The sequence below is a fragment of the Bradyrhizobium denitrificans genome, assembly GCF_013179005.1.
GTDB classification, from domain to species: domain Bacteria; phylum Pseudomonadota; class Alphaproteobacteria; order Rhizobiales; family Xanthobacteraceae; genus Bradyrhizobium; species Bradyrhizobium denitrificans.
Genome location: NZ_JABFDP010000001.1, coordinates 408,124 through 431,863, shown reverse-complemented (window position 1 = coordinate 431,863; position 23,740 = coordinate 408,124). Strand labels below are relative to the sequence as shown.

The 23,740-nt window shown below is 66.1% G+C and carries 20 protein-coding genes and 1 pseudogene; 8 read left to right on the top strand and 13 right to left on the bottom strand.

Annotated features, from left to right (window positions below):
- Positions 1 to 24: 24 nt before the first annotated feature.
- Together HL671_RS01830 and HL671_RS01825 are read right to left on the bottom strand one after the other, a co-directional pair.
- A complete protein-coding gene (locus HL671_RS01830; protein WP_172235415.1) occupies positions 25 to 714 on the bottom strand; it encodes a substrate-binding domain-containing protein in 690 nt (229 codons plus the stop codon).
- A gap of 253 nt (positions 715 to 967) precedes the next feature.
- On the bottom strand, positions 968 to 3,004 hold the full coding sequence (locus tag HL671_RS01825) for an NAD(+) synthase (RefSeq protein WP_172235414.1): 2,037 nt from the start codon (positions 3,002 to 3,004) through the stop codon (positions 968 to 970).
- A gap of 199 nt (positions 3,005 to 3,203) precedes the next feature.
- Between HL671_RS01825 and HL671_RS01820 the strand changes: the two genes are divergently transcribed.
- A complete protein-coding gene (locus tag HL671_RS01820; protein ID WP_172235413.1) occupies positions 3,204 to 4,055 on the top strand; it encodes an NAD-dependent epimerase/dehydratase family protein in 852 nt (283 codons plus the stop codon).
- 121 nt (positions 4,056 to 4,176) lie between these two features.
- Positions 4,177 to 4,656 carry a hypothetical protein gene (locus HL671_RS01815; protein WP_012041280.1) on the top strand — a complete coding sequence of 160 codons (480 nt, stop codon included), beginning with the start codon at positions 4,177 to 4,179 and terminating at the stop codon, positions 4,654 to 4,656.
- Positions 4,657 to 4,795: 139 nt separating this feature from the next.
- On the opposite strand, the gene HL671_RS01810 is transcribed toward HL671_RS01815, so the two are convergent.
- The 4 genes from HL671_RS01810 to HL671_RS01795 all read right to left on the bottom strand — a co-directional run bounded on the left by HL671_RS01810 (position 4,796) and on the right by HL671_RS01795 (position 7,556).
- Entirely contained in the window at positions 4,796 to 5,422 is a 627-nt protein-coding gene (locus tag HL671_RS01810; protein WP_172235458.1) for a hypothetical protein, read from the bottom strand.
- Positions 5,423 to 5,604: 182 nt separating this feature from the next.
- Positions 5,605 to 5,868 (bottom strand): hypothetical protein, encoded by a 264-nt coding sequence (locus tag HL671_RS01805; RefSeq protein WP_012041278.1) that lies wholly within the window; start codon positions 5,866 to 5,868, stop codon positions 5,605 to 5,607.
- Between the two features lie 84 nt (positions 5,869 to 5,952).
- Positions 5,953 to 6,921: an NAD(P)H-dependent flavin oxidoreductase gene (locus tag HL671_RS01800; RefSeq protein ID WP_172235412.1), complete on the bottom strand. Its 969-nt coding sequence runs from the start codon at positions 6,919 to 6,921 to the stop codon at positions 5,953 to 5,955.
- A gap of 59 nt (positions 6,922 to 6,980) precedes the next feature.
- On the bottom strand, positions 6,981 to 7,556 hold the full coding sequence (locus HL671_RS01795) for a hypothetical protein (protein ID WP_172235411.1): 576 nt from the start codon (positions 7,554 to 7,556) through the stop codon (positions 6,981 to 6,983).
- Positions 7,557 to 7,711: 155 nt separating this feature from the next.
- Between HL671_RS01795 and HL671_RS01790 the strand changes: the two genes are divergently transcribed.
- Positions 7,712 to 9,274 carry an AMP-binding protein gene (locus HL671_RS01790; RefSeq protein ID WP_172235457.1) on the top strand — a complete coding sequence of 521 codons (1,563 nt, stop codon included), beginning with the start codon at positions 7,712 to 7,714 and terminating at the stop codon, positions 9,272 to 9,274.
- A gap of 190 nt (positions 9,275 to 9,464) precedes the next feature.
- On the opposite strand, the gene HL671_RS01785 is transcribed toward HL671_RS01790, so the two are convergent.
- Together HL671_RS01785 and HL671_RS01780 are read right to left on the bottom strand one after the other, a co-directional pair.
- Positions 9,465 to 10,556 carry a PcfJ domain-containing protein gene (locus tag HL671_RS01785; RefSeq protein WP_012041274.1) on the bottom strand — a complete coding sequence of 364 codons (1,092 nt, stop codon included), beginning with the start codon at positions 10,554 to 10,556 and terminating at the stop codon, positions 9,465 to 9,467.
- Between the two features lie 615 nt (positions 10,557 to 11,171).
- Positions 11,172 to 11,582, bottom strand: coding sequence for a DUF1801 domain-containing protein (locus HL671_RS01780; protein WP_041750326.1), 411 nt, complete (start codon positions 11,580 to 11,582; stop codon positions 11,172 to 11,174).
- 220 nt (positions 11,583 to 11,802) lie between these two features.
- On the opposite strand from HL671_RS01780, the gene HL671_RS01775 reads away from it, so the two are divergent.
- Positions 11,803 to 13,491 carry a methyl-accepting chemotaxis protein gene (locus HL671_RS01775; protein ID WP_172235410.1) on the top strand — a complete coding sequence of 563 codons (1,689 nt, stop codon included), beginning with the start codon at positions 11,803 to 11,805 and terminating at the stop codon, positions 13,489 to 13,491.
- A gap of 187 nt (positions 13,492 to 13,678) precedes the next feature.
- Here HL671_RS01775 and HL671_RS01770 read toward each other — a convergent pair whose 3' ends face one another.
- The 4 genes from HL671_RS01770 to minC are packed head-to-tail and all read right to left on the bottom strand — an operon-like array spanning position 13,679 to position 16,270.
- Positions 13,679 to 14,470: a thioesterase family protein gene (locus HL671_RS01770; RefSeq protein ID WP_172235409.1), complete on the bottom strand. Its 792-nt coding sequence runs from the start codon at positions 14,468 to 14,470 to the stop codon at positions 13,679 to 13,681.
- 3 nt (positions 14,471 to 14,473) lie between these two features.
- Complete coding sequence (gene minE, locus HL671_RS01765) at positions 14,474 to 14,749, bottom strand: cell division topological specificity factor MinE (protein ID WP_009029981.1); 276 nt, start codon at positions 14,747 to 14,749, stop codon at positions 14,474 to 14,476.
- Positions 14,746 to 15,561, bottom strand: coding sequence for a septum site-determining protein MinD (gene minD, locus HL671_RS01760; RefSeq protein WP_012041270.1), 816 nt, complete (start codon positions 15,559 to 15,561; stop codon positions 14,746 to 14,748). Before minD ends, minE begins: the two co-directional genes overlap by 4 nt.
- Positions 15,562 to 15,580: 19 nt before the next feature.
- Positions 15,581 to 16,270: a septum site-determining protein MinC gene (minC, locus tag HL671_RS01755; RefSeq protein WP_371260183.1), complete on the bottom strand. Its 690-nt coding sequence runs from the start codon at positions 16,268 to 16,270 to the stop codon at positions 15,581 to 15,583.
- A 526-nt stretch (positions 16,271 to 16,796) separates the two neighbouring features.
- Here minC and HL671_RS38165 point away from each other — a divergent pair.
- The 4 genes and pseudogenes from HL671_RS38165 to HL671_RS01735 all read left to right on the top strand — a co-directional run bounded on the left by HL671_RS38165 (position 16,797) and on the right by HL671_RS01735 (position 22,612).
- On the top strand, positions 16,797 to 17,438 hold the full coding sequence (locus HL671_RS38165) for a hypothetical protein (protein ID WP_246579434.1): 642 nt from the start codon (positions 16,797 to 16,799) through the stop codon (positions 17,436 to 17,438).
- 49 nt (positions 17,439 to 17,487) lie between these two features.
- Positions 17,488 to 19,141, top strand: a pseudogene (locus HL671_RS01745) (ABC transporter substrate-binding protein).
- Between the two features lie 139 nt (positions 19,142 to 19,280).
- The gene (locus tag HL671_RS01740) at positions 19,281 to 20,819 is read left to right on the top strand and encodes an ABC transporter substrate-binding protein (RefSeq protein ID WP_172235408.1); all 1,539 of its coding nucleotides are present in this window, start codon (positions 19,281 to 19,283) and stop codon (positions 20,817 to 20,819) included.
- Between the two features lie 221 nt (positions 20,820 to 21,040).
- Complete coding sequence (locus HL671_RS01735; protein WP_244424328.1) at positions 21,041 to 22,612, top strand: ABC transporter substrate-binding protein; 1,572 nt, start codon at positions 21,041 to 21,043, stop codon at positions 22,610 to 22,612.
- A gap of 72 nt (positions 22,613 to 22,684) precedes the next feature.
- Here the strand turns inward: HL671_RS01735 and HL671_RS01730 are convergent, their stop codons facing one another.
- Positions 22,685 to 23,653 carry an NAD(P)H-dependent flavin oxidoreductase gene (locus HL671_RS01730; protein ID WP_012041264.1) on the bottom strand — a complete coding sequence of 323 codons (969 nt, stop codon included), beginning with the start codon at positions 23,651 to 23,653 and terminating at the stop codon, positions 22,685 to 22,687.
- Positions 23,654 to 23,740: the final 87 nt, after the last annotated feature.

Genomic DNA, 23,740 nt, shown 5'->3' with positions numbered 1-23,740 from the left:
TGTGCCAAGCCGGCTTCGCTCGCCTCACACCGGGGTCATCCCGTGCTGGCGCTTGGTCTCGGCCGTTTCCTCGGACACCAGATATTCGATGAAGGCCCGCGCCGCGTCGGGATGCGCCGCCGCCTTGCAGAGCGCCGCGGCAAACACTGTGCCCGGCTGCAGCGATTCCGGCAGCAGGCCGACGATCTCGATGCCGGGGGCGCCCAGCATCTCGCTGAGCTGCTGAAAGCCGACATCGACCTCGCCATCCGCCAACAGCTTGGCGACGGGAATGCCCGGCTTGGCCTGCACCAGGCGCGAGGCGCCCTCGCTCTCCAGACCCCAATCGCGGGCGAGCTTCTGCACATGGGTGCCGCTCGGCCCGGTGGAGATGCCGATCGCCTTGGCGCTCTCCATGGCCTTGCGCACCGCGGCTTCGTCGAGCGGATCCGGCTTCGGCTGACCTGCGCGCACCGCCATCGCCATCGGCGATTCCGCGATCTCGATGATGCTGCCGGGCACGAGATGGCCGTCGGCCTCGAGCTTCTGCAGCGCGTCCGAGGCGAGCACCGCGAAGTCGAACGCCTCGCCGGCGCGAATGCGCTTGGCGGCATCGACGCCGCCGACGGATTCGATCGTGATCATGTCGCCGGTCGCCTCCTCATAGGCGGCCGCGAGCTCGGCGAGGATCTGCCTGGTCGCCATCGAAGAAATGCCGGCGGCGGTGACACTCATGGTTGGCTCCGTTCGGAAAAGGGTGGCGAAAGCAGAACGCGGGGTCTTCACCCGATATGGCAAGCTGCACAGCAGGGCAAGATGGCGCCTGGCTGAGCATGCTCGGCCTATCTCCAGAGCTTCAGGATCAATGGGCCAACGCTCCAAATGTGCCTCAGGCCCTCGCTACGACGTCGATACGCTCCCTCGCCCCGCTCGCGGCAGGGCGAGGTGAAGAGCGAGCGAGCCGCGGGCGACGTCCGCGCGACTCCAATCACTTCGGCACGCTCTCCAGATCCTCCAGCCACGCCGTGGCGTTGCCGTCGGACGGCGCTCGCCAGTCGCCGCGCGGCGACAGCGAGCCACCGGCCACGACCTTCGGGCCATTCGGCATCGCCGACCGCTTGAACTGGCTGAAGGCGAAAAAGCGCTTGAGGAACACTTCCAGCCATTTGCGGATCTCGCCGAGCGCGTAGGCATGACGCTTGTCGGCCGGAAAGCCGGGCGGCCAGGCGCCGTCGCCGACATCCTTCCAGGCGTGATGCGCCATGAACGCGATCTTCGACGGCCGCATGCCGTAGCGCAGCGTGTAGAACAGGTTGAAATCCTGCAGCTCATAGGGGCCGATCGCGGCCTGCGTGCTCTGCGGCGTCTCGCCCTCCTTCACCGGCACCAGCTCCGGCGAGATCTCCGCTGCCAGCACCGCCTCGAGCGTGCGGTCGACATCGTCCGAGAACTGATGCGAGGCGATCACCCAGCGGATCAGATGCTGGATCAGGGTCTTCGGCACCCCGGCATTGACGTTGTAGTGCGACATCTGATCGCCGACGCCATAGGTGCACCAGCCCAGCGCGAGCTCGGACAGATCGCCGGTGCCGAGCACGAGGCCGCCGCGATCATTGGCGAGCCGGAACAGATAATCGGTGCGCAGGCCCGCCTGCACGTTCTCGAAGGTGACGTCGTAAACGGCCTCGCCGCGCCCGAACGGATGACCGATGTCCTTCAGCATCTGCGTCGCGGCGGGGCGGATATCGAGTTCGGCGGCGCTGACCTCAAGCGCCTTCATCAGCGCATGCGCGTAGCTCTTGCTCTGAGCGCCGGTGGCAAAGCCCGGCATCGTATAAGCGAGGATGTTGGTTCTGGGCAGGCCGAGCAGATCCATCGCCTTGGCGGCAACGATCAGCGCATGCGTCGAATCGAGGCCGCCGGAGACGCCGATCACGATGCGCTTGGTGCCGGTGGCGCGCAGCCGCTGCGTCAGGCCGGCGACCTGGATGTTGTAGGCCTCGTAGCAGTCCTGATCGAGACGCGCGGCATCGCTCGGCACGAACGGGAAGCGCTCGATGCTGCGCATGAAGCCGATGTCGTCCTTTGTCGGCTGCAGCTCGAAGCCGATGCGGCGATAATGCTCGCCGCGCGTCTGCGCGCGCGCATTGTCGTCGAACGTGCCCATCAGCGCGCGCTCCTGGCGCAGCAGATCGAGATCGACATCGGCGAAGATGGTCTGGCCGGTCTGGCGGAAGCGCTCGCTCTCGGCCAGCAGCACGCCGTTTTCGAAGATGGATGTCTGGCCGTCCCAGGCGAGATCGGTGGTGGATTCGCCGACGCCGGCGGCCGCGTAGATGTAGGCGGCGAGACAGCGCGCCGAGGTCGAGCGGCACAACAGCGAGCGCGACTCGGCGCGACCGACGGTGATCGGACTGCCGGAGAGATTGGCGAGCACGGTGGCACCGGCGAGCGCGAGCTCGGAGGCCGGCGTCACCGGGATCCACATGTCCTCGCAGACCTCGACGCCGATCACGAGGCCGGCGACATCGGCAGCGGCGAACAACAGGTCGGTGCCGAACGGCGCCATGGTCTCGGCGACCTCGATCATCTCGCCGCGGATGCCGGCGCCGGAGGCGAAGTGCCGGCCTTCGTAGAATTCGCGATAGGTCGGCAGATAGATCTTCGGGACGACGCCGAGCACCTCGCCGCGATGAATCACCACGGCGCAATTGTAGACGCGATGGGAAAAGCGCAGCGGCGCGCCGACGATCAAGACCGGGGTCAAATCGTGCGAGGCTTCGACCAGAGTGAGCAGGCCGCGCTGGACGGCATCGAGCAGCGGGTCCTGCTTGACCAGATCGTCGATGGCATAGCCGGACAGGCAGAGCTCGGGGAAGACCGCGACCGCGGCGCCCTGGTCATGGCAGGCGCGCGCCGCAGCCAGAATCGCGGCGGCATTGGCGGCGGGGTTGGCGACGCTGCTGGCGGTGACGCAAGCGGCGACGCGGGCGAAGCCATGCCGGTAGATCGAATGGAAATTCATCGTGGCAGTCCATCTCCTGTCGCCCGATCATACGACATGGACCATGACGGGAGCCATAACAAGGGCGGCAGGTCAGCACCGCCACGCCTGCAGAAGGCGCGGCCTGGCGGGCCCGCGTCATTTGATTTGCGCCGACCGACCCTGGCCGGGTAATTCGGAGCTCGCCAATCCGGGCGCTTCCACCACGCGATCAAGACGCATGAACCTGTTCGTCATCGGCTTCGGCTACACCGCCCAACGCGTCGTCGATCTGCACGGCAGCGGCTTCTCGCGCATCACCGGCACCGTACGCAGCGCGGAGAAGCGCGCGCTGCTCGCGGCTGACGACATTTACCTGTTCGACGGCACGCGGCCGGCGGATGCGACCCTGGCCAAGGCGGCGCAGGCCGACATCGTGCTGATCTCGGTGCCGCCGGGCTCCGGCGACGATCCGGCGCTCACGGCCTTTGGTGACGCGATCACCACGGGCCGCGCGCGCCGGGTGATCTATCTCTCCACCGTCGGCGTCTATGGCGACCATCAGGGCGCCTGGATCGACGAGGCGACGCCGCTGGCGCCCGAGCATGACCGGGTGCAGGCGCGGGTGCGCGTGGAGCAGGAGTGGCAGGCGCGGATCGGTGACCGGCTCACGGTGCTCCGGCTCGGCGGCATCTACGGCCCTGGCCGCAACGCGCTGGTCGAGCTGCGCGCCGGCCGCGCCCGCCGCATCGTCAAGCCGGGCCAGGTGTTCAACCGCATCCATGTCGATGACGCGGCGGCCGCGGTCATGGCAGCGGTCCGGTGCGGGAAAGGCGGTGCCTGGAACATCGTCGACGACGAGCCGGCGCCGCCGCAGGACGTCATCGCCTACGCCGCAAAACTGATGGGTGTCGCGCCGCCGCCGGAGCTCGCGTTCGACAGCGCCGAATTGTCGCCGATGGCGCGGAGCTTCTACGCCAGCAATCGGCGCATCCGGAACATCCGCGCCAAGCAGGAGCTCGGCCTGGTGTTCACCTACCCGACCTATCGGGCCGGGCTGGACGCACTATGGGCCGCCGGCGAAGGACGCTGACGACGAATTTTGGCGGCGCCGGGAAACCTTCGGCTGCGCTGGCGATTGCTTCGAACAGAGATTGTCATGCAGGCCTGACGCGACTGCACGTCGCGCGGCCCTCACGCAAAGGATGTTCGACATGCCGTCCGATCAGCCCATTACTTGGTTGACCTTCTTCACCCTGGCCGCCGCGATCGTTGTCGCGGCCGGCGCATTCCTGGCGTTTTTGCGCTCACGTCACAACCGCGAGATTGCGGCGGTCGCGCTCGAGGGCGACGGCCGCGGCCGCGGCATCGCGCCCTCCGGCGCGTTGCCGGAGCTCGGCGGCCTGTTCGTGCTCGCTGTCGTCGTGGCTGGCCTGCTGGTGGCAGGCTACCAGAGCGGCGGCGCCACGCGCTTTGCCGGTGGCGACAAGCCGACGCCGGTGCCGACCGCCCCGACCAACACCGACCGCGGCACCACGGTGGGCGCCGGCGCCGCGATCACCCCGCCGCAGGCGCCGACGATGACCCAGCCGGCCCGGCCGGGTCCCGATCTGCGGACGTCGCCCGCTTCGTCGCCGACCGGCGCCGGCCCCGAAAGCGGCGGCCATCCCGAGGCCAATCCGCCGGCGCGCTGATCGAGAACGCCAGTTCCCAAAGAACAACGCCAGTTCCAAAAACAAAGGCCGCGCATTGCGCGGCCTCATTCATTTCAGAACTGATTCGAGCCGGTCACGTGCAAACGCGCGGCCCGAGGATGATCGAAACGCGCTCCGATCAGATCGCGGCGGCGACCTTGTCGAGGCCGATGGTGCGCGCGAGACGCCGCACTTCGTCCTTCTGGTCGTCGCGCAGCTGCCACAGCAGCGGCATCGCCGCCGATTTCAGCTGCTGAACCTCGTCGGAATCAGGATCGATCGCCACGGCACCCGGCTTGGCGGCGCCCTGGCGCGCGGTGTGGATCTTGCGCGCGACCGCGCGCAGCGCGGTCTCCACCGCCGGCCAGTAATATTCCTGGCTCGCCGACAGCCGCAGCCGTTCCTTGATGCCGGCGATCTGGGTATCCGATAGCAGCGAATAGGCCTTCTGCACCTCGGGCTTCAGCGCGGCGGGCGCGGGCTCAGCGGGCTTGGCAACGATCTTGGCTTTCGGCGCCGCCGGCTCGGCGACGGCCGCAGCAGCCGAGGTCTTCGGCATCTCGGCTTCAGCCGGCGCATAGGCAAAGGCCTGCCGCAGCACATCCGCCTTCGGCGCACTCGGCTGCGGTTCCTCGGCCACCGTGAGCTTGACCACGGCGAGACGGTCCGCCTTGGCTTCGCGGTTGGACACCGGGCTCTTGGCGATGACGACCGGCATCATCGCACCGGCCGATGGAACGCTGTCGCGCATCAGGATACTTGCCATGGCCGCAGTTGCGACCAGCACACCCAGCAAAGCGACAAAAGCGATCGACTTCGTCACGCAAATCTCCGTATCCCGGCGGAAACGCCGCACTTTGCCGAAAACTGGGAGTTAATTAAGGCTTTACCATGCCACAGAAACAGATCGACCACCACTCAGCCCTGTGAACATGGCGGATATTTTTGTCAGGCCGCCGAATACAGCTCCTGCGCATGCAAATCGTAGGCAGCCTGGATGTCGGCGATGATGTCGGAGGCCTCCCACAAGGCGGCCGGTTCGACGGAATGCAGACTGATGGTCCAGTTCCCGCCGCGCGCCGTCCGCGGCACGCTCATGATGTCGAACTGGACGTTGCGGCACAGCGGATGTCGCTGCAGCGCATGTCCGACGCGGATCCTGATCTCCTCGAGCGTCGCACGCTCTTTGCCCTGCCCCATCTCGATGCCCATCGCACATTCGCCACGTTCGACCTTGAGCGATTGTCGGACCGGATGGTTAATGCCTGCTTAAAGACAAAGAGCGCATTTTCCCTATCAAAATACCTGTTTGCCGCCATGATACTCATCAGTCGTGCGATCGATCAGCGCCGCAACTGACAGAATATCGGTGACACCCGAGGTCGAATGGCCCGCGCTCCAGACGTCGCGCCAGCGCTTTGGCCGCGCCGCGCGCGCGTCGATATCGATGTCGTTGCCGATCTCGATCGCGCCACGCGCCGGCAGATTGTCCGGGTCGAGCCCGGCGGCGAGCAGCGAAGGACGAAGCATGCTGGTCGGCAGGCCGGTGACGGCGGAGGTCAGCAGCACGTCATCGGCCGAGCTCTCGACCAACATCGCTTTGTAGCGCGCGTCCGCCATGCTCTCATGCGTGGCGATGAACTTGGTGCCCATGTAAGCGAGATCGCAGCCGAGCATCTCGGCTGCACGCAGCGCCACGCCGTCGCTGATGCCGCCGGCGAGCACGATGGGACCCGCGAAGAAGCGCCGGACGGCGCGCACAAAGGCAAACGGATTGAGCCAGCCGGTCTGGCCACCGGCGCCGGCCGTCAGCAGCACGAGACCATCGGCGCCCGCTTCGACGGCGCGTTCCGCGTGCCGGAGCGAGGCGACATCGGCCAACACCAGCGCGCCGGCATCGTGCAACGGCGCGATCACCGGCGCCGGCGAGCCGACCGAGGTGATCACGAGCTCCGGACGGTGCCGCAGCAGCACCGCCAGATCGTCCTGCAGCCGCATGTTGGACCGATGCACGATCAGGTTCGGGCAGACCGGCGCCGCCGCGACGCCACTGGCATCTGAGCTGCGTGAGGTCCGGCTCTCGATCTCGCGCAGCCAGCCGTCGAGCTCCTCAGGCGTGCGGCAGTTCACGGTCGGGAACGCGCCGATCACGCCATGGACGCAAGCCGCACTCACCAGCGCCACGCCGGACACGAGGAACATCGGTGCGGCAATCAGCGGCAGGCGCAGCCGCGCGCGCAGCTCGGCGATGGGACTCTGTTGCACGGCGTGTCTCCCTGGTCGTCTTTGCTTGGCTCAGGGCATAGCGACGCCGGCGTGCAGGATCAATCGTCGCCGAACAGGCGGAAGCGCGGGGCGTCCATGTCGACGGGTTGCGCAGCATAAGCGCGCGGCATCGAATCCTCGCGCACCGCCTGTTCGACGGCGCGCAGATCCTGCTCGCGGCGCTGGCGACGGCGCTCCGCGACCTGGCGGTGCCGCTCGGCGCGGCGCTGCTCCGCAGCGCGCTTGCGCTCAGCCTCGCGCGCCTTGAGATCCGGGTCCGGCGCCTTCTCAGCCGTCTTCTCCTGCGCCTGGGCCGGTGCATTCTCGGTCGCGGCGTTCTGGGCGGCGACAGCAGGCGCGGACGCCGGCGCTGCGGACGGCTCCGGCACGGGCTCCGCCTGCGCAGGCGTCACCTTGATCGGCGCCGTCGCCGCCGCTTGCGTCGCAGCGAGATAGGAGGTCGCGGTCGGGCTTGGCGATGGCGCCGCGGGCGCGGCGCGTTCGAGCCTGGTCGATTCCAGCGCCGGCGCCTTCGGATTCATTCCCTCGGCGATCACGAGCCCTGCCCCGAGGCCCGCTGCGACGGCGATGGCGACCGTTCCGGCCCCTGCGAAAAAAGCTGTCGAGGTGCGCATGGCCTTGGCTCCCTGTTGTTCGGCCGGGCAACGCGGCGCGCGCGGCGATGTTCCGAGCAGAACCAGGCGCAGCTTGAGAACGCGCGCCTTTCTGCTAGCGTCAGCAACAAGCCATGCGACGCAACAAGGATCGCGGCATCACGGGAGGACAGGCCATGCACCATCAGCTTCATTCGTTTCCGGTCGTTTGCGAGCAGACGCTGCTCACATTGTCGCGCCATCCGTCGCGCATTGCCTTCAGCTGGCCCGGCGGCTCGCTGTCCTATCAGGGCGCGATCGACCTGATCGGGCGCATGCAAAGCGTGTTCATGCGGCTCGGCCTGCAGCCGGGAACATGCGTCGCGTTCCTCACCGCCAACCGCGCCGACACATGGTGCGCCGGCATCGCGGCGCAGCTGTCGCGGCTCGCGATCACCTGGCTGCACCCGCTGGGGTCGTTGGACGATCAGCTGTTCCAGCTCGCCGATTCCGAATCGCAGGTCCTGGTGGTCGACGCCGCCGCCTTCCGCGACCGCGGCGGCGAGCTCGCCTCGCGCGCCGACGGCCTCCGCCACGTCTTCACGCTCGGACCGGCAGGCTATGGCGCCGACCTGCTGTCGGCGATCGAGGCCGCGGGTCAGGCCAGCGCGCGCAACTTCGCCACACCCACGGATGTCGCGACGCTGAACTACACCGGCGGCACCACCGGCAAGTCCAAAGGCGCGCTGCGCCATCACCGCGAATATGGCGGCTTCGCCACTGCAATCCTGGCCGATTTCGAGATACCGGAACGCGCCAGCTATCTGGCGGTGGCGCCGATCAGCCATGTCGCGGGCACCAAGGTGCTGCCGACGCTGATGCGCGGCGGCACCGTGCACATGCTGAAGGGGTTCGACCCGGAGGCGGTGTTGACCACGATCGAACGCGAGCGCATCAACTTCACTTTGTTCGTGCCGACCATGATCTACGTGCTGCTCGACCATCCGGCGCTGAGCCGGACCGATCTCTCCTCGCTCGACCTCGTGCTCTACGGCGCCTCGGCGATGTCGCCGACGCGGCTCGTCGAGGGCATCGAGCGCATCGGCCCGGTGTTCTCGCAGCTCTACGGCCAGACCGAATGCTATCCGGTCTCGGTGCTGCGCAAGGCCGATCATGATCCGAAGCAGCCGGAGCTGTTCCTGTCCTGCGGCTTCCCGATCGCCGCCTGCGATGTCAAGATTCTGAACGACGATGATCAGGAGGTCGCGCAAGGCGAGGCCGGCGAAATCTGCGTGCGCGCGCCGCATGTCATGGCGGAATATTGGAAGCGGCCGGACATCACCGCCGAGACCTTGAAAAACGGCTGGCTGCACACCGGCGACATCGCCCGCCGCGACGAGCGCGGCTACATGTACATCCTCGATCGCAAGAAGGACATGATCGTCTCCGGCGGCTTCAACATCTTTCCGCGTGAGATCGAGGATGTGCTCACCCAGCACAGCGATGTCGCGATGTGCGCCGTGGTCGGCGTGCCCGACGACAAATGGGGCGAGGCCGTCACCGCGATCGTGGTGCCGCGCGCCGGCACGCAGCCGAACGCGACCGAGCTGATCGAGCTGGTGAAGGCGCGCAAGGGCTCGGCCCATGCGCCGAAGCGCATCGAGTTCGTGGCCGAGCTGCCGGTGACCGGCGTCGGCAAGGTCGACAAGAAGGTGCTGCGCGCACGCTATTGGGAAGGACGCGGGCGGATGGTGGGGTGACGCTCTCGCCTCCTCGTCATTACGAGGCGCCCTTGCGCCGAAGCAATCCAGAGCCCAGCATGTCGCCCTGGATTGCTTCGCTTGCGTTCAGCCCGGGGACATGACTGACAGGTGTTCTGGGGCATCGCTGACACCTCAATATGAACTCGATCTGTAGAGCAAAGCGCGACGTCACACGGCCCCCGCCATCTCACAACGCCTCCAGTGCAAACCGGGACGGTGCCAGCGGCAGCCATTTGGGAATGCGGCGCTTGGCGAGCCAATAGGGCCGCCACAAGCCGCGCCACGTGGCGGCGTCGAGCGGCGCCTGCTTCCGGCGGAGCTCGCTGGTCTCGATTCGCGGCAGATCGTGCAGGTGCAGCCAACGCCGCGCCACCCACCACAGCTCGCGCGAGACGGCCGTGTTGCCCGGCGCCTCGAGCTGGACGATGTTCAACAGCGGATCGCCATAACGGATGGCGACCTCCAGCGTCGCGACGCGTTCGCCGCCGCGCCGGACGCTCCACAGCCGCGACCGGTTGAGGGCAATGTCCTCGCCATAGAGCCGGACACAGTTGCGCATGACGGTCCCCTCCTCATTGATATCGGAGACGCCGTTGATCGGCCGAAACTCATAGTCGCCAACACGGCCGGGATGGAGCCACATGTCGCGGATCGGCCGCTGACCGAGATTCAGGTGCAGCACCGCGAACTCCAGCCAGGCGCGGGCGGCCGCGACGGCCGCACCGAGTCTCATATCAGGGGACCATGGCCGTTCGACAAAGCCGTGGCCCGTCGTGGTCGGCTGGCTGCAAAACCAGATCCAGAGGCCGAGCAAATTGATGCGCGCGAGCGTCGCGGCCTGCGGCGCACGAAGATGCTCACGGGCCATCCACACTGCCGCCGGCTCATGCGCCAGCGCCGCCATCCCGGCGACGAGTTGCAACCATCCCGGCATCAGCTTCGGCGAGCGCGGCAGATGGTTGCCGATCTGCCGCCGGAACAGCTCGCCATCGGGCAGCGGATCGATCGGACAGACGAACGCTTCCGGCGGCAGCTTGCGCAGCCAGAGTGGCAGGCCGGCCGCAGCGGCCGCCTCGGCGAGCGGACGTCCCGCGATCACGCAAGCAATCGCCGGCTTCGGATCGAACTGCGTGCGCGGCACCGCCAGCGCGAACAGCAGCGCCGGGAAGCTCAGCGCGAGGTCGGCGAGATGCGGATGGCTCTGCGCCAGCGCGACGACGCGGAATTGAAAACGAGACGAATAGCGCCGCAGCCGGCGTTCACGCAGGTCGGAACGCACCGGCTCCCGGCGGGGAGTCAGCAACAGATGAGATGTCATGACACGACGGTTCAAGCGCAGACCACGAGGGCCGCGGGCATTTCGATGCGATACGAAAGTGTCAAATCGTAACCGGGACAATCATCCCGGTGCCTGCGTCAATGATCGCGCGGCGAGCCCGGGAAGCGAGAGAGTCTGGACATCGTCGCCTCCTGCGTTGAGATTGGGGTAGCGCTCTGTACCTTGTTTTCCTGCACAAATCAACTACGAGGAGCCAACCCGTGGCGTCGGTGCGCAATCGACCGTTTGAAAGGCTCGCCGTCAGCTTTACTCTGCCGTCATCGCGAGGAGCAAAGCGACGACGCGATCCAAGGCTCTCCGGAAAGACGTCGGGCTTGGCCCCGGATTACTTCGCTGCGCTCGCAAAGACGCGGAGAAGGCGGTGGCTTGCAACTCACACTGTCGTCTCAGAGCCGCCGTAACGCTTCGCCATGGAAGGAGCTCCAAATCGTGTCGGTTGCGCCACGTTGGCGGGATGCGAGGGTGCACGCACGTCATTGCGAGCGCAGCGCGCTGCGCTCGCAATGACGGGGTTGCTGATGGCCCACCATGACTGCATCGATCAGGTCGACGCGCCTACCTCTTCCGCTTCGCCATGTTCAGCGCCACCGCGGCGCGGATCAGCGACTTGAACGCGGCGGCGTCGAGCTCATCGGTCTCGTGGATGTCGATCGCACGCCGGGTGTTGCCCTCGAGGCTGGCGTTGAACAATCCCGCGGGGTCGGGCAGCGACGCGCCCTTGGCGAAGGTCAGCTTGATATAAGTCTTATAGCTCTCGCCGGTGCAGATGATGCCGGCGTGCGACCACACGGGAACGCCGCGCCACTTCCACTCCTCGATGATCTCCGGGACGGCCTGCTTGATCAGCTTGCGCACCCGCGCCAGCGTTGCGCCGCGCCAGTCCGCGAGCTCGGCGATGCGCGCGTCGATCAATTCGGCGGCAGATGCGTTGCCTGGTTCGGCCTTCGATGATCCCTTCGATCTCATCTTCGGTCGCCTCCACCTTGTAGCAGCTTCGGTTCCACGCCGTAGTTCTACGGTCGCGATTGCCTGCCTAACTTTAGGGCAAAGTTTAACTCTTCGACCACTAATCACAGCAAGCCCCACATGATGCCTCAACGACGAGCATCCCTCACGCCAGCCGCGCGTGCCGTCCCCCGGGCCCTCCCCGAACGAATCCTCCCGGACTATCAAGCTGGAGTCGCAGATGCCGTCCTTTTCCAACCTCTCCATTCGCAACAAGGTCCTGTTGGCGTTCGGCATTGTGCTGCTCACGGCCATGGGCCTCGGCGGCTTCTCGATCGATCGTCTGTCGACCGTCAACGGTTCGGCCGCCGAGGTCCGCGACAATTGGCTGCCGGCGACCGGCTGGCTCGGAACGATCTCCAAGGCGGTGGAGCAATATCGCGCGCGCGAGGGCGCGCTGCTGCTTGCATCGCCGGCGGTCAAGGATCGGCAGGAGCGGTTGCTCAATGAAAGCCTGCAGTTGTTCGAGCAGACCTGGCGCCTGTATGAGCCGACGGTGACGAGCGCAGAAGAGAAGGCCCTCGTGGCGGGGTTCAAGGGACCGTGGAACTCCTATCTCGAGAGCAGCAGGCAATTGGTCGACATGGCGCGCAAGAACCAGACCGAGGCCGCAACGACGCTCTATATGGGCAAGCTGCGAGACGACTTCACCCACCTGCGCAGCGCCCTCGAAAAGGACCTGGCGTGGAACGTCGCCCAGGGCAAGGCTGAAGCGGACCGGGGCGCGGCCGTTTACGTCTCCTCGCGCATATGGATCCTGGCGACGATCGCGCTGGCCGCCATGCTCTGCATCGCCATGGGCACCATGATCGTGTCCGGCGTGGCGCGCCCGATCACGGCGATGACGGAGGCGATGCGCAAGCTTGCTGGCGGCGACATGTCGGCTCCCATTCCCGGCGTCGAGCGCAAGGACGAGATCGGTAAGATGGCGAGCACCGTGCTCGTCTTCAAGGACAACGCCGTCGAGACCGAGCGGCTGCGCGCCGAGCAGGCCGAGGCCGAGAGGCTGGCGGCCGAGCGGCGCAAGCGCGACATGCACGATCTCGCCAACAGCTTCGAAGGCGCGATCGGACAGATCATCGAGACCGTCTCCTCTGCCTCGACCGAACTGGAAGCGTCGGCCTCGACGCTGACATCGACCGCCGAGCGCACGCAGCAGCGCACCACGACTGTGGCCGCGGCCTCGGAGCAGGCGACCGCCAACGTGCAGTCGGTGGCATCGGCGACGGAGGAGCTGAGCTCGTCGGTGACCGAGATCAGCCGGCAGGTGCAGGAGTCCGCACGCATGGCCAACGAGGCCGTCGATCAGGCCCGCAAGACCAATGATCGGGTCAGCGAGCTGTCGAAGGCGGCCGCGCGCATCGGCGACGTCGTCGAACTGATCAACACCATCGCCGGTCAGACCAATCTGCTGGCGCTGAACGCCACCATCGAGGCTGCGCGGGCCGGCGAGGCCGGGCGCGGCTTCGCGGTGGTCGCCTCCGAGGTCAAGGCCCTGGCGGAGCAGACCGCGCGGGCAACTGGCGAGATCGGCCAGCAGATCGCGGGCATCCAGAGTGCGACGCAGGAGTCCGTCGGCGCGATCAAGGAGATCAGCGGCACGATCGAGCGGCTGTCCGAGATCTCGTCCACCATCGCTGCGGCGGTCGAAGAACAGGGTGCCGCGACGCAGGAAATCTCGCGCAACATCCAGCAGGCCGCGCAGGGCACGCATGAGGTGTCGTCCAACATCACCGACGTGCAGCGCGGCGCCAGCGAGACCGGCTCGGCCTCCTCGCAGGTGCTGTCGGCCGCGCAGTCGCTGTCGCAGGACAGCAACCGGCTGAAGCTGGAAGTGGGACGATTCTTGAACACGGTGCGGGCGGCGTAGGCGGCGTCCTTCGCCTCTCCCCGCTTGCGGCAAGGTGATCGCATTTGACGAAATGGGACAGTCGCGACACGAACGCCTGCCAAGGAGTTACTCTTCATGCCCGGGCTTGTCCCGGGCATTCACGTCTTTCCGAGGGTGCCGAACGACGTGGATGGCCGGGACAAGCCCGGCCATGGCGACGACGTCCTCACCGCTTCTCGATCACCAGGCTCTGCACCACGCGCCCGAAATAGCCCCTGGCGTCGCCCAGCCGCGCCATCGCCAGCCCGGCGCCGTCCGGGCCGATCCAGCTTTCGGCATCGAGCAGGATCCACTCGCCGACCGGCTCGCGGGCCATGTTGACGGTCAGGTCGGCATTGAGGAACGTGTAGCTGTGGAAGTCGAGCGCGGCTGACGTGCCGTTGCAGAAGTCGCTGGCGACCACGGCGCGCATCGCCTGCGAGACGGCGTGACCTTCGACCAGCGGCCAGTCGACGCGATACCAGATCGCGCCCGGCCCCTTGACGCCGAAACGGCCACGCGCGGCCCGGAGCGTCATGCCGCGCACGAACGGGCTGGTGGAGAAATCGGCGGGCTCCGGCGTGGCTGCGTCAGGACCGGGCAGATCAACCGGCAGCTCGCGGACGTCATCCGGCAGCGGCACCGCGTCCTGCCTGATCTTCAGCACGGTCGCCGTGACCACGACCGTGTCGCCGGCGCGCAGGCGGACGGCGCAGAGCTGGATCTTGCGGCCCTCGCGCAGCACCTCGGTCTCGACCGTGAGCTCGGCGAGCGGCACCGGCCGCATCAGGTCGATGGTGACGCGGGCGATGCGCATCGGCGACTTCGTCGGGATGCGTTCCGCCGCCCACACCGCCAGCGCCGACGGCGCCGACCCGTGCTGCATGGTCGGATCCCAGGGACCCGCGGCATCGGGACTGACCGTCACGCGATTGTCCGCGATGCGGAAGATCGGCCGCATCAGCACGCGCTGTCCCATGCGTCAGCCAGCGCTGGCAAAGGCGCGATCGGCGCCATTGGGCAGTTCGATGTCGACCTCGAGCGTCGAGACATGCTTCCCCCGGTCCATGCGGACGATGACCTTGTCCGGATCGAGTAGCACATGGCGCGAAACCACCGCGAGGATTTCCTCGCGCAGCTGCATCAGCAGATCGGGCTGGCCACGCAGGCTGCGCTCATGCGCGAGCAGGATCTGCAGCCGCTCGCGCGCGACAGGCGCAGAGGCTGCACGCCCCGTAAAGAGCCGCAGCACGCTCATGCAGCCCTCCGTCCCAGCAGCAGATTCATCAGGCCCTTGCGCTCGCTCGGGATCTGCATCTCGACGGCCTCGCCGAGCAGGCGGCGCATCGCGTCGTGATAGGCGCGCGCCGGCGCGCTGGCCGGGCTGTTGAGCGTGACCGGGCAGCCGACATTGGAGGCGCGCAGCACGTCCTGGCTCTCCGGCACGATGCCGAGCAACGGCGTCGCCAGGATCTCCAGCACGTCATCGATCGACAGCATCTCGCCACGCGCGGCGCGTCCCGCATCATAGCGCGTGATCAGGATGTGCTTCTCGACGCGCTCGCCGGTTTCGGCGCGCACCGTCTTGGAATCCAGCATGCCGATGATGCGGTCGGAATCGCGCACCGATGAAACTTCGGGATTGGTGACGATGATCGCCTCGTCGGCATAGCGCATCGCCAGCATGGCGCCACGCTCGATGCCGGCGGGGCTGTCGCAGATCACCCAGTCGAAGCTCTTGCGCAATTCGGCGATCACGCGACCGACGCCCTCCTCGGTCAGCGCATCCTTGTCCTTGGTCTGCGAGGCCGGCAGCAGCCAGAGATTTTCCAGCCGCTTGTCGCGGATCAGGGCCTGCGGCAGCTTGGCGACGCCGTGCACGACGTTGATGAGATCGAACACGACGCGCCGCTCCGCGCCCATGACGAGATCGAGATTGCGCAGGCCGACGTCGAAATCGACCACGACCACCTTCTCGCCGGCCTGCGCCAGCGCCGCGCCCATGGCTGCCGTCGTGGTGGTCTTGCCGACGCCACCCTTGCCGGACGTCACAACAAGTACTTTCGCCATCTCTCAAACCTCCCGTTACTCAGTTCAAAGCTACGATCTTCATGGAATGACCTTCGAGCCGCGCCTGCGCGGCGCGGCCGCGCAATGCGGCATCGATCTGCTCTGCGGTCTGGTAGTAGCCATCGATCGCGACCAGCTCGGCCTCGATCTTCTGGCAGTAGATGCGCGCGGCGGCATTGCCGTTGATGCCGGCCATCGCGCGGCCGCGCAGCGCGCCGTAGACGTGGATGGAGCCGCCGGCGACGATCTCGGCGCCGGACGACACCGCGCCGAGCACGGTGACGTCGCCGTCGGGAAACACGATCGACTGGCCGGAGCGCACGGGTTGATCGAGCAACAGCGAGGTCGGCTGCTGCAGCGACGGCTTCTCCGGCTCGATTTCCTGCACCGCGCAGTGACGGCCGCCCGACAGCAGCGGCGGCATGCCGAGCGAGAGCCGGCCCTGCTCGACGCCTTCGAGGCCGAGCACACGGATGTTGCGCGATTCGATGCTCTTGATGAGATGCGTGATGGCGAGCGGGCTCAGATCCACGGCGGAGAGATCGAGCACAATCGGCTTGCCGATGAAGAAGCCCGGCGACCCCGCAAGCGTCGCGTCGAGTTCAGCGAGCCAGTCGGCGATCGGGACCACCGGCGAGAACACGAAGGCGACATAGGAGCGCCCGCGCAGACGAATTAAAGGACGTACCGTTTCAGCGCTGGCACTCATGACCATCCGACCCAACCCTTCTTAGTGATTGGTTAACTGTCGGCGCCAGATGGTTAACGGATGGTTAAATCGACGCTAAGCTGCTCAAAAATCGACGGCGCGCTGCCTGACATAGTTCGATGATGATCGAATCAAGGCGCAATCTGGGCGCGAATAGGGCGTGAATCATGGAGCGGTTGCGTCAAGACTAATCATGCCTCAATTTAATCACATCATGATGATAACTTTAACGTACATATAATTCCGATCCTGCGGCTGCAGGCGGGTCCGATCAATTGACACTCGTCAGGGGGCGGGGCATGGGATCGATAGAGGTGCTGAAGGCACGATCAACGTGCCAGGGCGCCTTGCAGGAAAGGACACCATGCGTGCGATCGATGATCGACGCGAAGCGTCTGATTCTGAACAGGGATTCCTTGTGGACTGAAGTGGCCTGGACGCTCCCGCTCTTCGTTTGAACTCGCTCTCATACGACCGTGGCAGAAGCGTATCAGTTTACCGGAATCGAGCGTCAGAGGAGTAGCGTATGAGTTCGTTGAGTGAACAGAATCCGATGAACCCGCAGGACCCGCTGCACTACGCGCCGCGTTGGCTGCGTGAACGCCCGGAAGCTGCGCGTCTATCTCTCGTCGGCGACAACGCCAAGGCAGTGGAGGCGGCCGAGCGTCCCGCTTCGGGACAGCAAGGACCCCTCGATGCTCGCCTGGAGACTGCCGTGTTCGAATCCCTCCGCCAGTCGCTGAATCCGCAGGTGATGCGCGAGCCGCCAGAGATCGAGCGTGAACGCGACCGCCGCTCGGTCGTGTTCAAGATCGCCGGCCGTTTCGCCGCCGCCACCGGTGTCGCCGCTGTCGTCGCGCTGTTCTTCGTCAACATCGTGCCGGTGTGGCGCCAGCCATCCGATGCCAGCTCGTCCTTCGTTGCCGCCGTGCAGTCGATGAAGTCGCTGCCGCCGGTCGCCGCCGATGCGCAGGATGCCAAGGCCGACCAGACCAGCTCTCTGCCGGAGCGCACCGAAGCCCAGGCCCCGGCCCTGACGCAGTTCAAGTCCCTGCTCGCCGCGGACGCTCCGGCACCGACGGCCGACGCGGACACTCCCGAAAAGCCGATGCTGCAGCAGTTCATGCAGTGGAACCAGAAGGCGGGCCAGATGGAGCGGTCGCGCTAACAGCGCTCACTGAGCTGATCCGAACTCAAACATATCTGACAAGGCGATTATGATCGACGTCCGACCGCAGAAAGCGGGAGCACGCCGTCTGCTGGCTCATGCCCGCATGGCCGTCGCTGCACTCGCCACCTTCATGGCGAGCAGCGCCTTTGCCGCGCCCGGCGACAATGTCGCGCTGGTCCGCCAGCTCGGCACCCGCGTCGGCCCCGTCATCGGCGCGGCGCTCGCCTGCCGCGACATTGCGCGACCGCGCATTCAGTCGATCATCGAGAAATTCCAGACTGTCATCCGCGAAGCGGCGGCGAGCGAAGCCGATCGCGACGAGCTGACGCGCCTGCTCGATCAGTACGTCGCCGAAGGCCGCGGCCTGGTCACCAGCGGCCGCCTCGACTGCCGCGGCGCGGACCGCCAGCTTGGCGACCTCGAACAGTCGATTGCGGCGCCAGCGCAGGCGCGATCCAACCTGCCCGTCGTGACGATCGGACCGGCAAGCGCGCAGGCCGCGACCACGCCGGCGCAACTGCTGCCGCCGGCAGGCAATGTGCGCGGCGTCAGTCAGAGCGAGATCAAGCTCGGCATGGTCATCCCCACCAGCGGCCCGGTGAAGGAGAGCGGCCGTCAGCTCAAGCTCGGCGTCGAGACGGCGTTCAACCGCGTCAACGAGGCCGGCGGCATCAACGGCCGTATGCTGAAGCTTGTGACCGCGGATGATGGCTACGATCCGTCGCGCACGCTCGACGCGATGAGGCAGCTCTACGACCGCGAGCAGGTGTTCGGCTTCATCGGCAATTTCGGCACCGCCACTGCCGCCGTCGCGATTCCTTTCGCGCTGGAGCGGCGCGTGCTGTTCTTCGCGCCCTACACCGGCGCCAATGTGGTGCGCCACGATCCGCCCGACCGCTACGTCTTCAACTACAGGCCGAGCTACGCCGAGGAGACGGACGCGCTGGTCCATTACCTGGTGAAAATTCGCAAGCTCAATCCGCGCCAGATCGTGGTGTTCGCACAGAACGATGCGTTCGGCGATGCCGGCTTCTCCGGCGTGGCCAAGGCGTTCCGCACCCTCGGCGCCAGCGACAATGCGATCGTGCGGGTCAACTATCCGCGCAACACCGTGGACGTCGACGACGCCATCAATCAGCTGAGGCTGCTGAAGACCCCGGTCAAGGCCGTGGTCATGCTGGCGACGACGCGGGCCGCGGCCAAGTTCATCGAGAAGGCCCGCGGCGTGTTTCCGGGCGCGATCTTCGCCAACATTTCCGCTGTCGGCGGCTCCGCGCTCGCGAGCGAGCTGATGCTGCTCGGTCCGCGCTACACTGACGGCGTGATCGTCTCCCAGACCGTGCCAAGCGTCGGCGGCTATTCGAGCCTCGTCCTGGACTACAAGAACGCACTTGCGAAATACGCCCCCGGCGAGGCGGCCGACTACACCTCGCTCGAAGGCTACATCGCGGCGAACATCCTGATCGAGGGATTGAAGCGCGCCGGCCCGAGCTTCGACACCGAGCAGCTCGTCGACACGCTCGAGACCATGCGCAACATCGATCTCGGGCTCGGCACTCAGCTCANAGACCATGCGCAACATCGATCTCGGGCTCGGCACTCAGCTCAGCTTCGGCCGCGCCGAACACCAGGCCTCGCACAAGATCTGGGGCACCGCCCTGGACGAGACCGGCGCCTATCAGCCGATCGAACTTGACTAGGATACCGCTGGAAAGAGGTCCGCACCAGCAACGACGACAAAAGCGCGACAGAGAAACCCGACATTAATTCGAAATGCCACGGAATAGCAGGTGATGAGGGTTAGCAGCAGCTCATAAGTGCAAGTGGATAGATAGTTCGATGACCGTTCGTTGGTCCGCGTTGATCATCGGGAGCCTGTTCGGGGCTCCCCTCAGCTACGCCTTTGCGGCCGCCCCCGACGTTGTACGGGATCTAGCCGGCCGGGTGGGACCGATTGTCGGGCGGGCCTCGACCTGTCCGGACATCGCGGAGGGCCGCGTCCAGATCATCGTCGAAAAATTCCGCGAAGCCATCCGCCAGGCTTCCAGCAATGATGGCGAACGCGATCAGCTGACACGCGCCTTCAACGGCTACATCGCCGAGGGCCGCAGCCGCGGCGGCCCGTCAGCGGCGAACTGCAGCACCGCCGAGCGACAATTGGCCGAGCTGGAGCGGTCATTGATCGAGAGCGGGCCGGCCACGACTGCAGGCTCCCCGCCAGTCAACGCACCGACGGCCACGACCGGCGCGGTCACCGCATCGCCGGTCCGCGGCGTCACCGATCGGGAAATCCGGCTGGGAATCGTCATGCCGTTCTCCGGCATCCGCAAGGAGACCGGACGGCAGATGAAGCTCGGCATCGAGACCGCCTTTGCGCGCGCCAACGAGGCCGGCGGTGTCGGCGGCCGGCAGCTTCGCCTCATCGCCGCCGATGACGGCTATGACCCGAACAAAACGCTGGCGGCGATGACGCAGCTCTATGAGAAGGAGCAGGTGTTCGGCTTCATCGGCAATATCGGCACGGCGAACTCGCAGGTGGCGATCCCGTACGCGCTGGAGCGGCGCGCGCTGTACTTCGCCCCGAACAGCGGCGCGGCCGTGGTCCGGCGCGATCCGCCGGACCGCTATGTCTTCAACTATCGCGCCAGCTACGCCGAGGAGACGGCCGCCTTGGTGCGCTATCTGGTGAAGATGAAGCGGATTCCGCCGCGACAGATCGCGGTGTTCCAGCAGCAGGATCCGTTCGGCGACGACGGCTTTGCCGGCGTCGCGAAGGCCTATCGCCAGCTGAACATCGCCGACCCCGTGGCGCGCTTCACCTATCCACGGGCGAGCGTCGACGTCGACGAGGCGGTCAACCAGATCAAGGCCTACAAACCGCAGATCAAGGCGGTGATCATGGTTGCGACCGATCGCGCTGCCGCGAAGTTCATCGAAAAGACACGCGATGCGATCCCTGGCCTCATCTACGCCAACGTATCCGCGGTTGGATCGACGTCGCTTGCAACCGAGCTGAAGCTGCTCGGCCCGCGCTTCACCAATGGCGTCATCGTGACGCAGGGCGTGCCGGCCGTTTCAGGCTATTCGAGCCTCGTGCTCGACTACAAGAATGCGCTGGCCAAATACGCGGCGGGCGAAGCCCCCGACTACACGTCGCTGGAAGGCTATATCGCGGCGACCATCCTGATCCAGGCGTTGAAGCAGACCAATCCGCTGGACACTGAACGACTGGTCGACACGCTCGAATCGATGCGCAGCCTTGATCTCGGCCTCGGCACGCCGCTCGCGTTCGGACGCGCAGAGCACCAGGCGTCACACAAGATCTGGGGCACTACGCTGGACGAAACCGGCACGTACCAGCCGATCGAACTTGAATAGATATGACTGAAAATGACTAAGCATAAAGAACTGGTTGAAAGCGACGCATTAGCAGGTTCTAAAGCATGATCCGAGATAGCCGTGCCGGGTTACCGAAATGGTCATGCTATTGGGAAAGGCTAGTCTGTGCATGGTGGCGGTCATAGTCTCCTCCGTCGTAGACAAAGCGTCAAATTCACCAGGCGAAAGACCTGGATGGGGTCCATAGTGGGATAGTGGCAATGAGCTTTCGTTCTAGCGTGTTCTTGGTTGCGGCATTGCTCGCAACGCCCGCCAGCGCGGCGGGCACCAATGCGGATGTGGTGCGTAATCTTGCGAGCCGGGTCGGGCCGATCGTGGGAGCAGCATCCGCCTGTCAGGCGATCGACCAAGGCCGCGTTCAGGCCATTGTCGACAAGTTTCGCGAGGTGATCCGCGAGGCCTCGACGGGCGGCTCGGATCGGGACGAACTCACTCGCGTGTTCAACGGCTATGTCGCGGATGGCCGCAACCGCGTGGGAGCAGCTCAGACCGACTGCAATGCCGCCGGTCGTCAACTCGCCGAGCTCGAGCGCTCGCTCGGGCAGACCGCGCCGAGCCAGACCGCCACCAGCCTCGCCGGGGTGATCGCTCCGTCTGCAGCCGTCGCCGCGACTGCGCCGACGACGACCCTGCCTCCGGCGTCGACCAGCAACGTTCAGGGCGTCACCGCCAACGAGATCCGCTTCGGCATCGCTGCGCCATTCTCGGGTGCCGCCAAGGAGCTCGGCCGCCAGATGAAGATGGGCATCGAGGCCGCCTTCAACCGCGCCAACGACACGGGTGGAGTCGCCGGCCGCTCGCTGCGGCTGTATTCGGCCGATGACGGCTATGAGCCCTCGCGGACCCTGGACGCGATGAAGCAACTCTACGAAAAGGACAAGGTGTTCGGCTTCATCGGCAATGTCGGCACGCCGACCTCTGCCGTCGCGATGCCCTACGCGCTGCAGCGCCGGGTTCTGTTCTACGGTGCGTTCACGGGCGCCAACATCCTGCGCAACGATCCGCCGGATCGTTACGTGTTCAACTACCGCGCCAGCTACGCGGAAGAGACCGACACCGTCGTCCGTTATCTCGTGAAACTGCGCCGCCTGCAGCCGCGCGACATCGCGGTGTTTGCGCAGCAGGACTCCTATGGTGATGCGGGCTTCTCCGGCGTCGCCAAGGCGTTCCGCTCGCTCGGCCTGGCCGACACCTCGATCGTGCGCTTCAACTACAAGCGCAACACGGTCGACGTCGACGAGGCCGTCAACCAGCTCCGCGCGATGAAGAACCCGCCCAAGGCGATCGTGATGGTCGCGACCTACCGGGCTGCCGCGAAGTTCATCGAGAAGACGCGCGATCTGTACCCGAACATGATCTACACCAACGTGTCGTTCGTGGGGTCGACCGAGCTGTCCGACGAGCTGATGCTGCTCGGTCCGCGCTACGCCAGCGGCGTCATCGTCACCCAGGTGGTGCCTGCGGTGGGCGGCTATTCCAGCGCCGTGCTCGAGTACAAGGGCGCGCTGGAGAAGTACTTCCCGGGCGAAGCGCCGTCCTACGTCTCGTTCGAGGGCTATGTCGCCGCCAACGTGCTGATCCAGGCGCTGCGCAAGGTCGGTCCGCAGCTCGACACCGAGGCGCTGATCGACACGCTGGAGAACCTGCAGAACATCGATCTGGGCCTCGGCGCCAAGCTCGGCTTCGGCCGCGCCGAACACCAGGCCTCGCACAAGATCTGGGGCACGGCGCTCGACGACCGCGGCAAGTTCCAGGCGATCGAGCTGGAATAGCCGTCGGCTCGGACGGATCTTCGAGACAAGGCGCGGCAACCGAGGTTGCCGCGCCTTTTTCATTCTACCAACTTAGAGCGGCGGGTCGATCGCCTCGTCATATTCCTTCTTGAAACGGGCGATCAGCTCGGCGGCCGGGAGGACGTCCTTGATGGCGCCGATGCCCTGGCCCGAGCCCCAGATCTCCTTCCAGGCCTTCGGCTTGGCGCGCTCGCCCGAGGCATCGGTGCCGAAGCTCATCTTCGACGGGTCCGAGGTCGGCAGATTGTCGGGATCAAGCCCGGCGGCGACGATCGACGGCTTCAGGTAGTTGCCATGCACGCCGGTGAACAGGTTCGAATAGACGATATCGTCGGCGCCCGAACTGGTGATCATCTGCTTGTAGCCTTCCACCGCGTTCGCTTCCTTGGTGGCGATGAAGGCGGAGCCGATATAGGCGAAGTCGGCGCCCAGCACACGCGCGGCGCGGATGGCGCGGCCATTGGCAATCGCACCGGACAACGCGATCGGTCCATCGAACCAGCTGCGCGTCTCCGCGACGAAGGCGAACGGCGAGATGGTGCCGGCATGGCCGCCGGCGCCGGCCGCGACCAGGATCAGGCCGTCGGCGCCCTTCTCGATCGCCTTGTGGGCGAAGGTCTGGTTGATCACATCGTGGAAGACGATGCCGCCCCAGCGATGCGCCGCCTGATTGAGCTCCTCGCGCGCGCCGAGCGAGGTGATCATCATCGGCACCTTGTACTTCTCGCACAGCGCCAGATCCTGCTCGAGCCGGTTGTTGGAGCGGTGCACGATCTGATTGACCGCGAACGGCGCCGAGGGACGTTCCGGATGCGCGCGGTCATAGGCGGCGAGCTCCTCGGTGATGCGCGCCAGCCATTCGTCGAGCAGCGCCGCCGGCCGCGCGTTCAGCGCAGGGAATGACCCGACCACGCCGGCCTTGCACTGCGCGATCACCAGGTCGGGCACGGAGATGATGAACAATGGCGAGCCGATCACGGGGATCGACAGGCGCCCCTTGAACAAGGCGGGCATGGACATGGATGGGAATTCCTCGTTGTGAAATACGGAGACGCTCGTGATGGCGAGCATGCCCGACATCATGCCGTGATGGCAATTCGCTCGCAG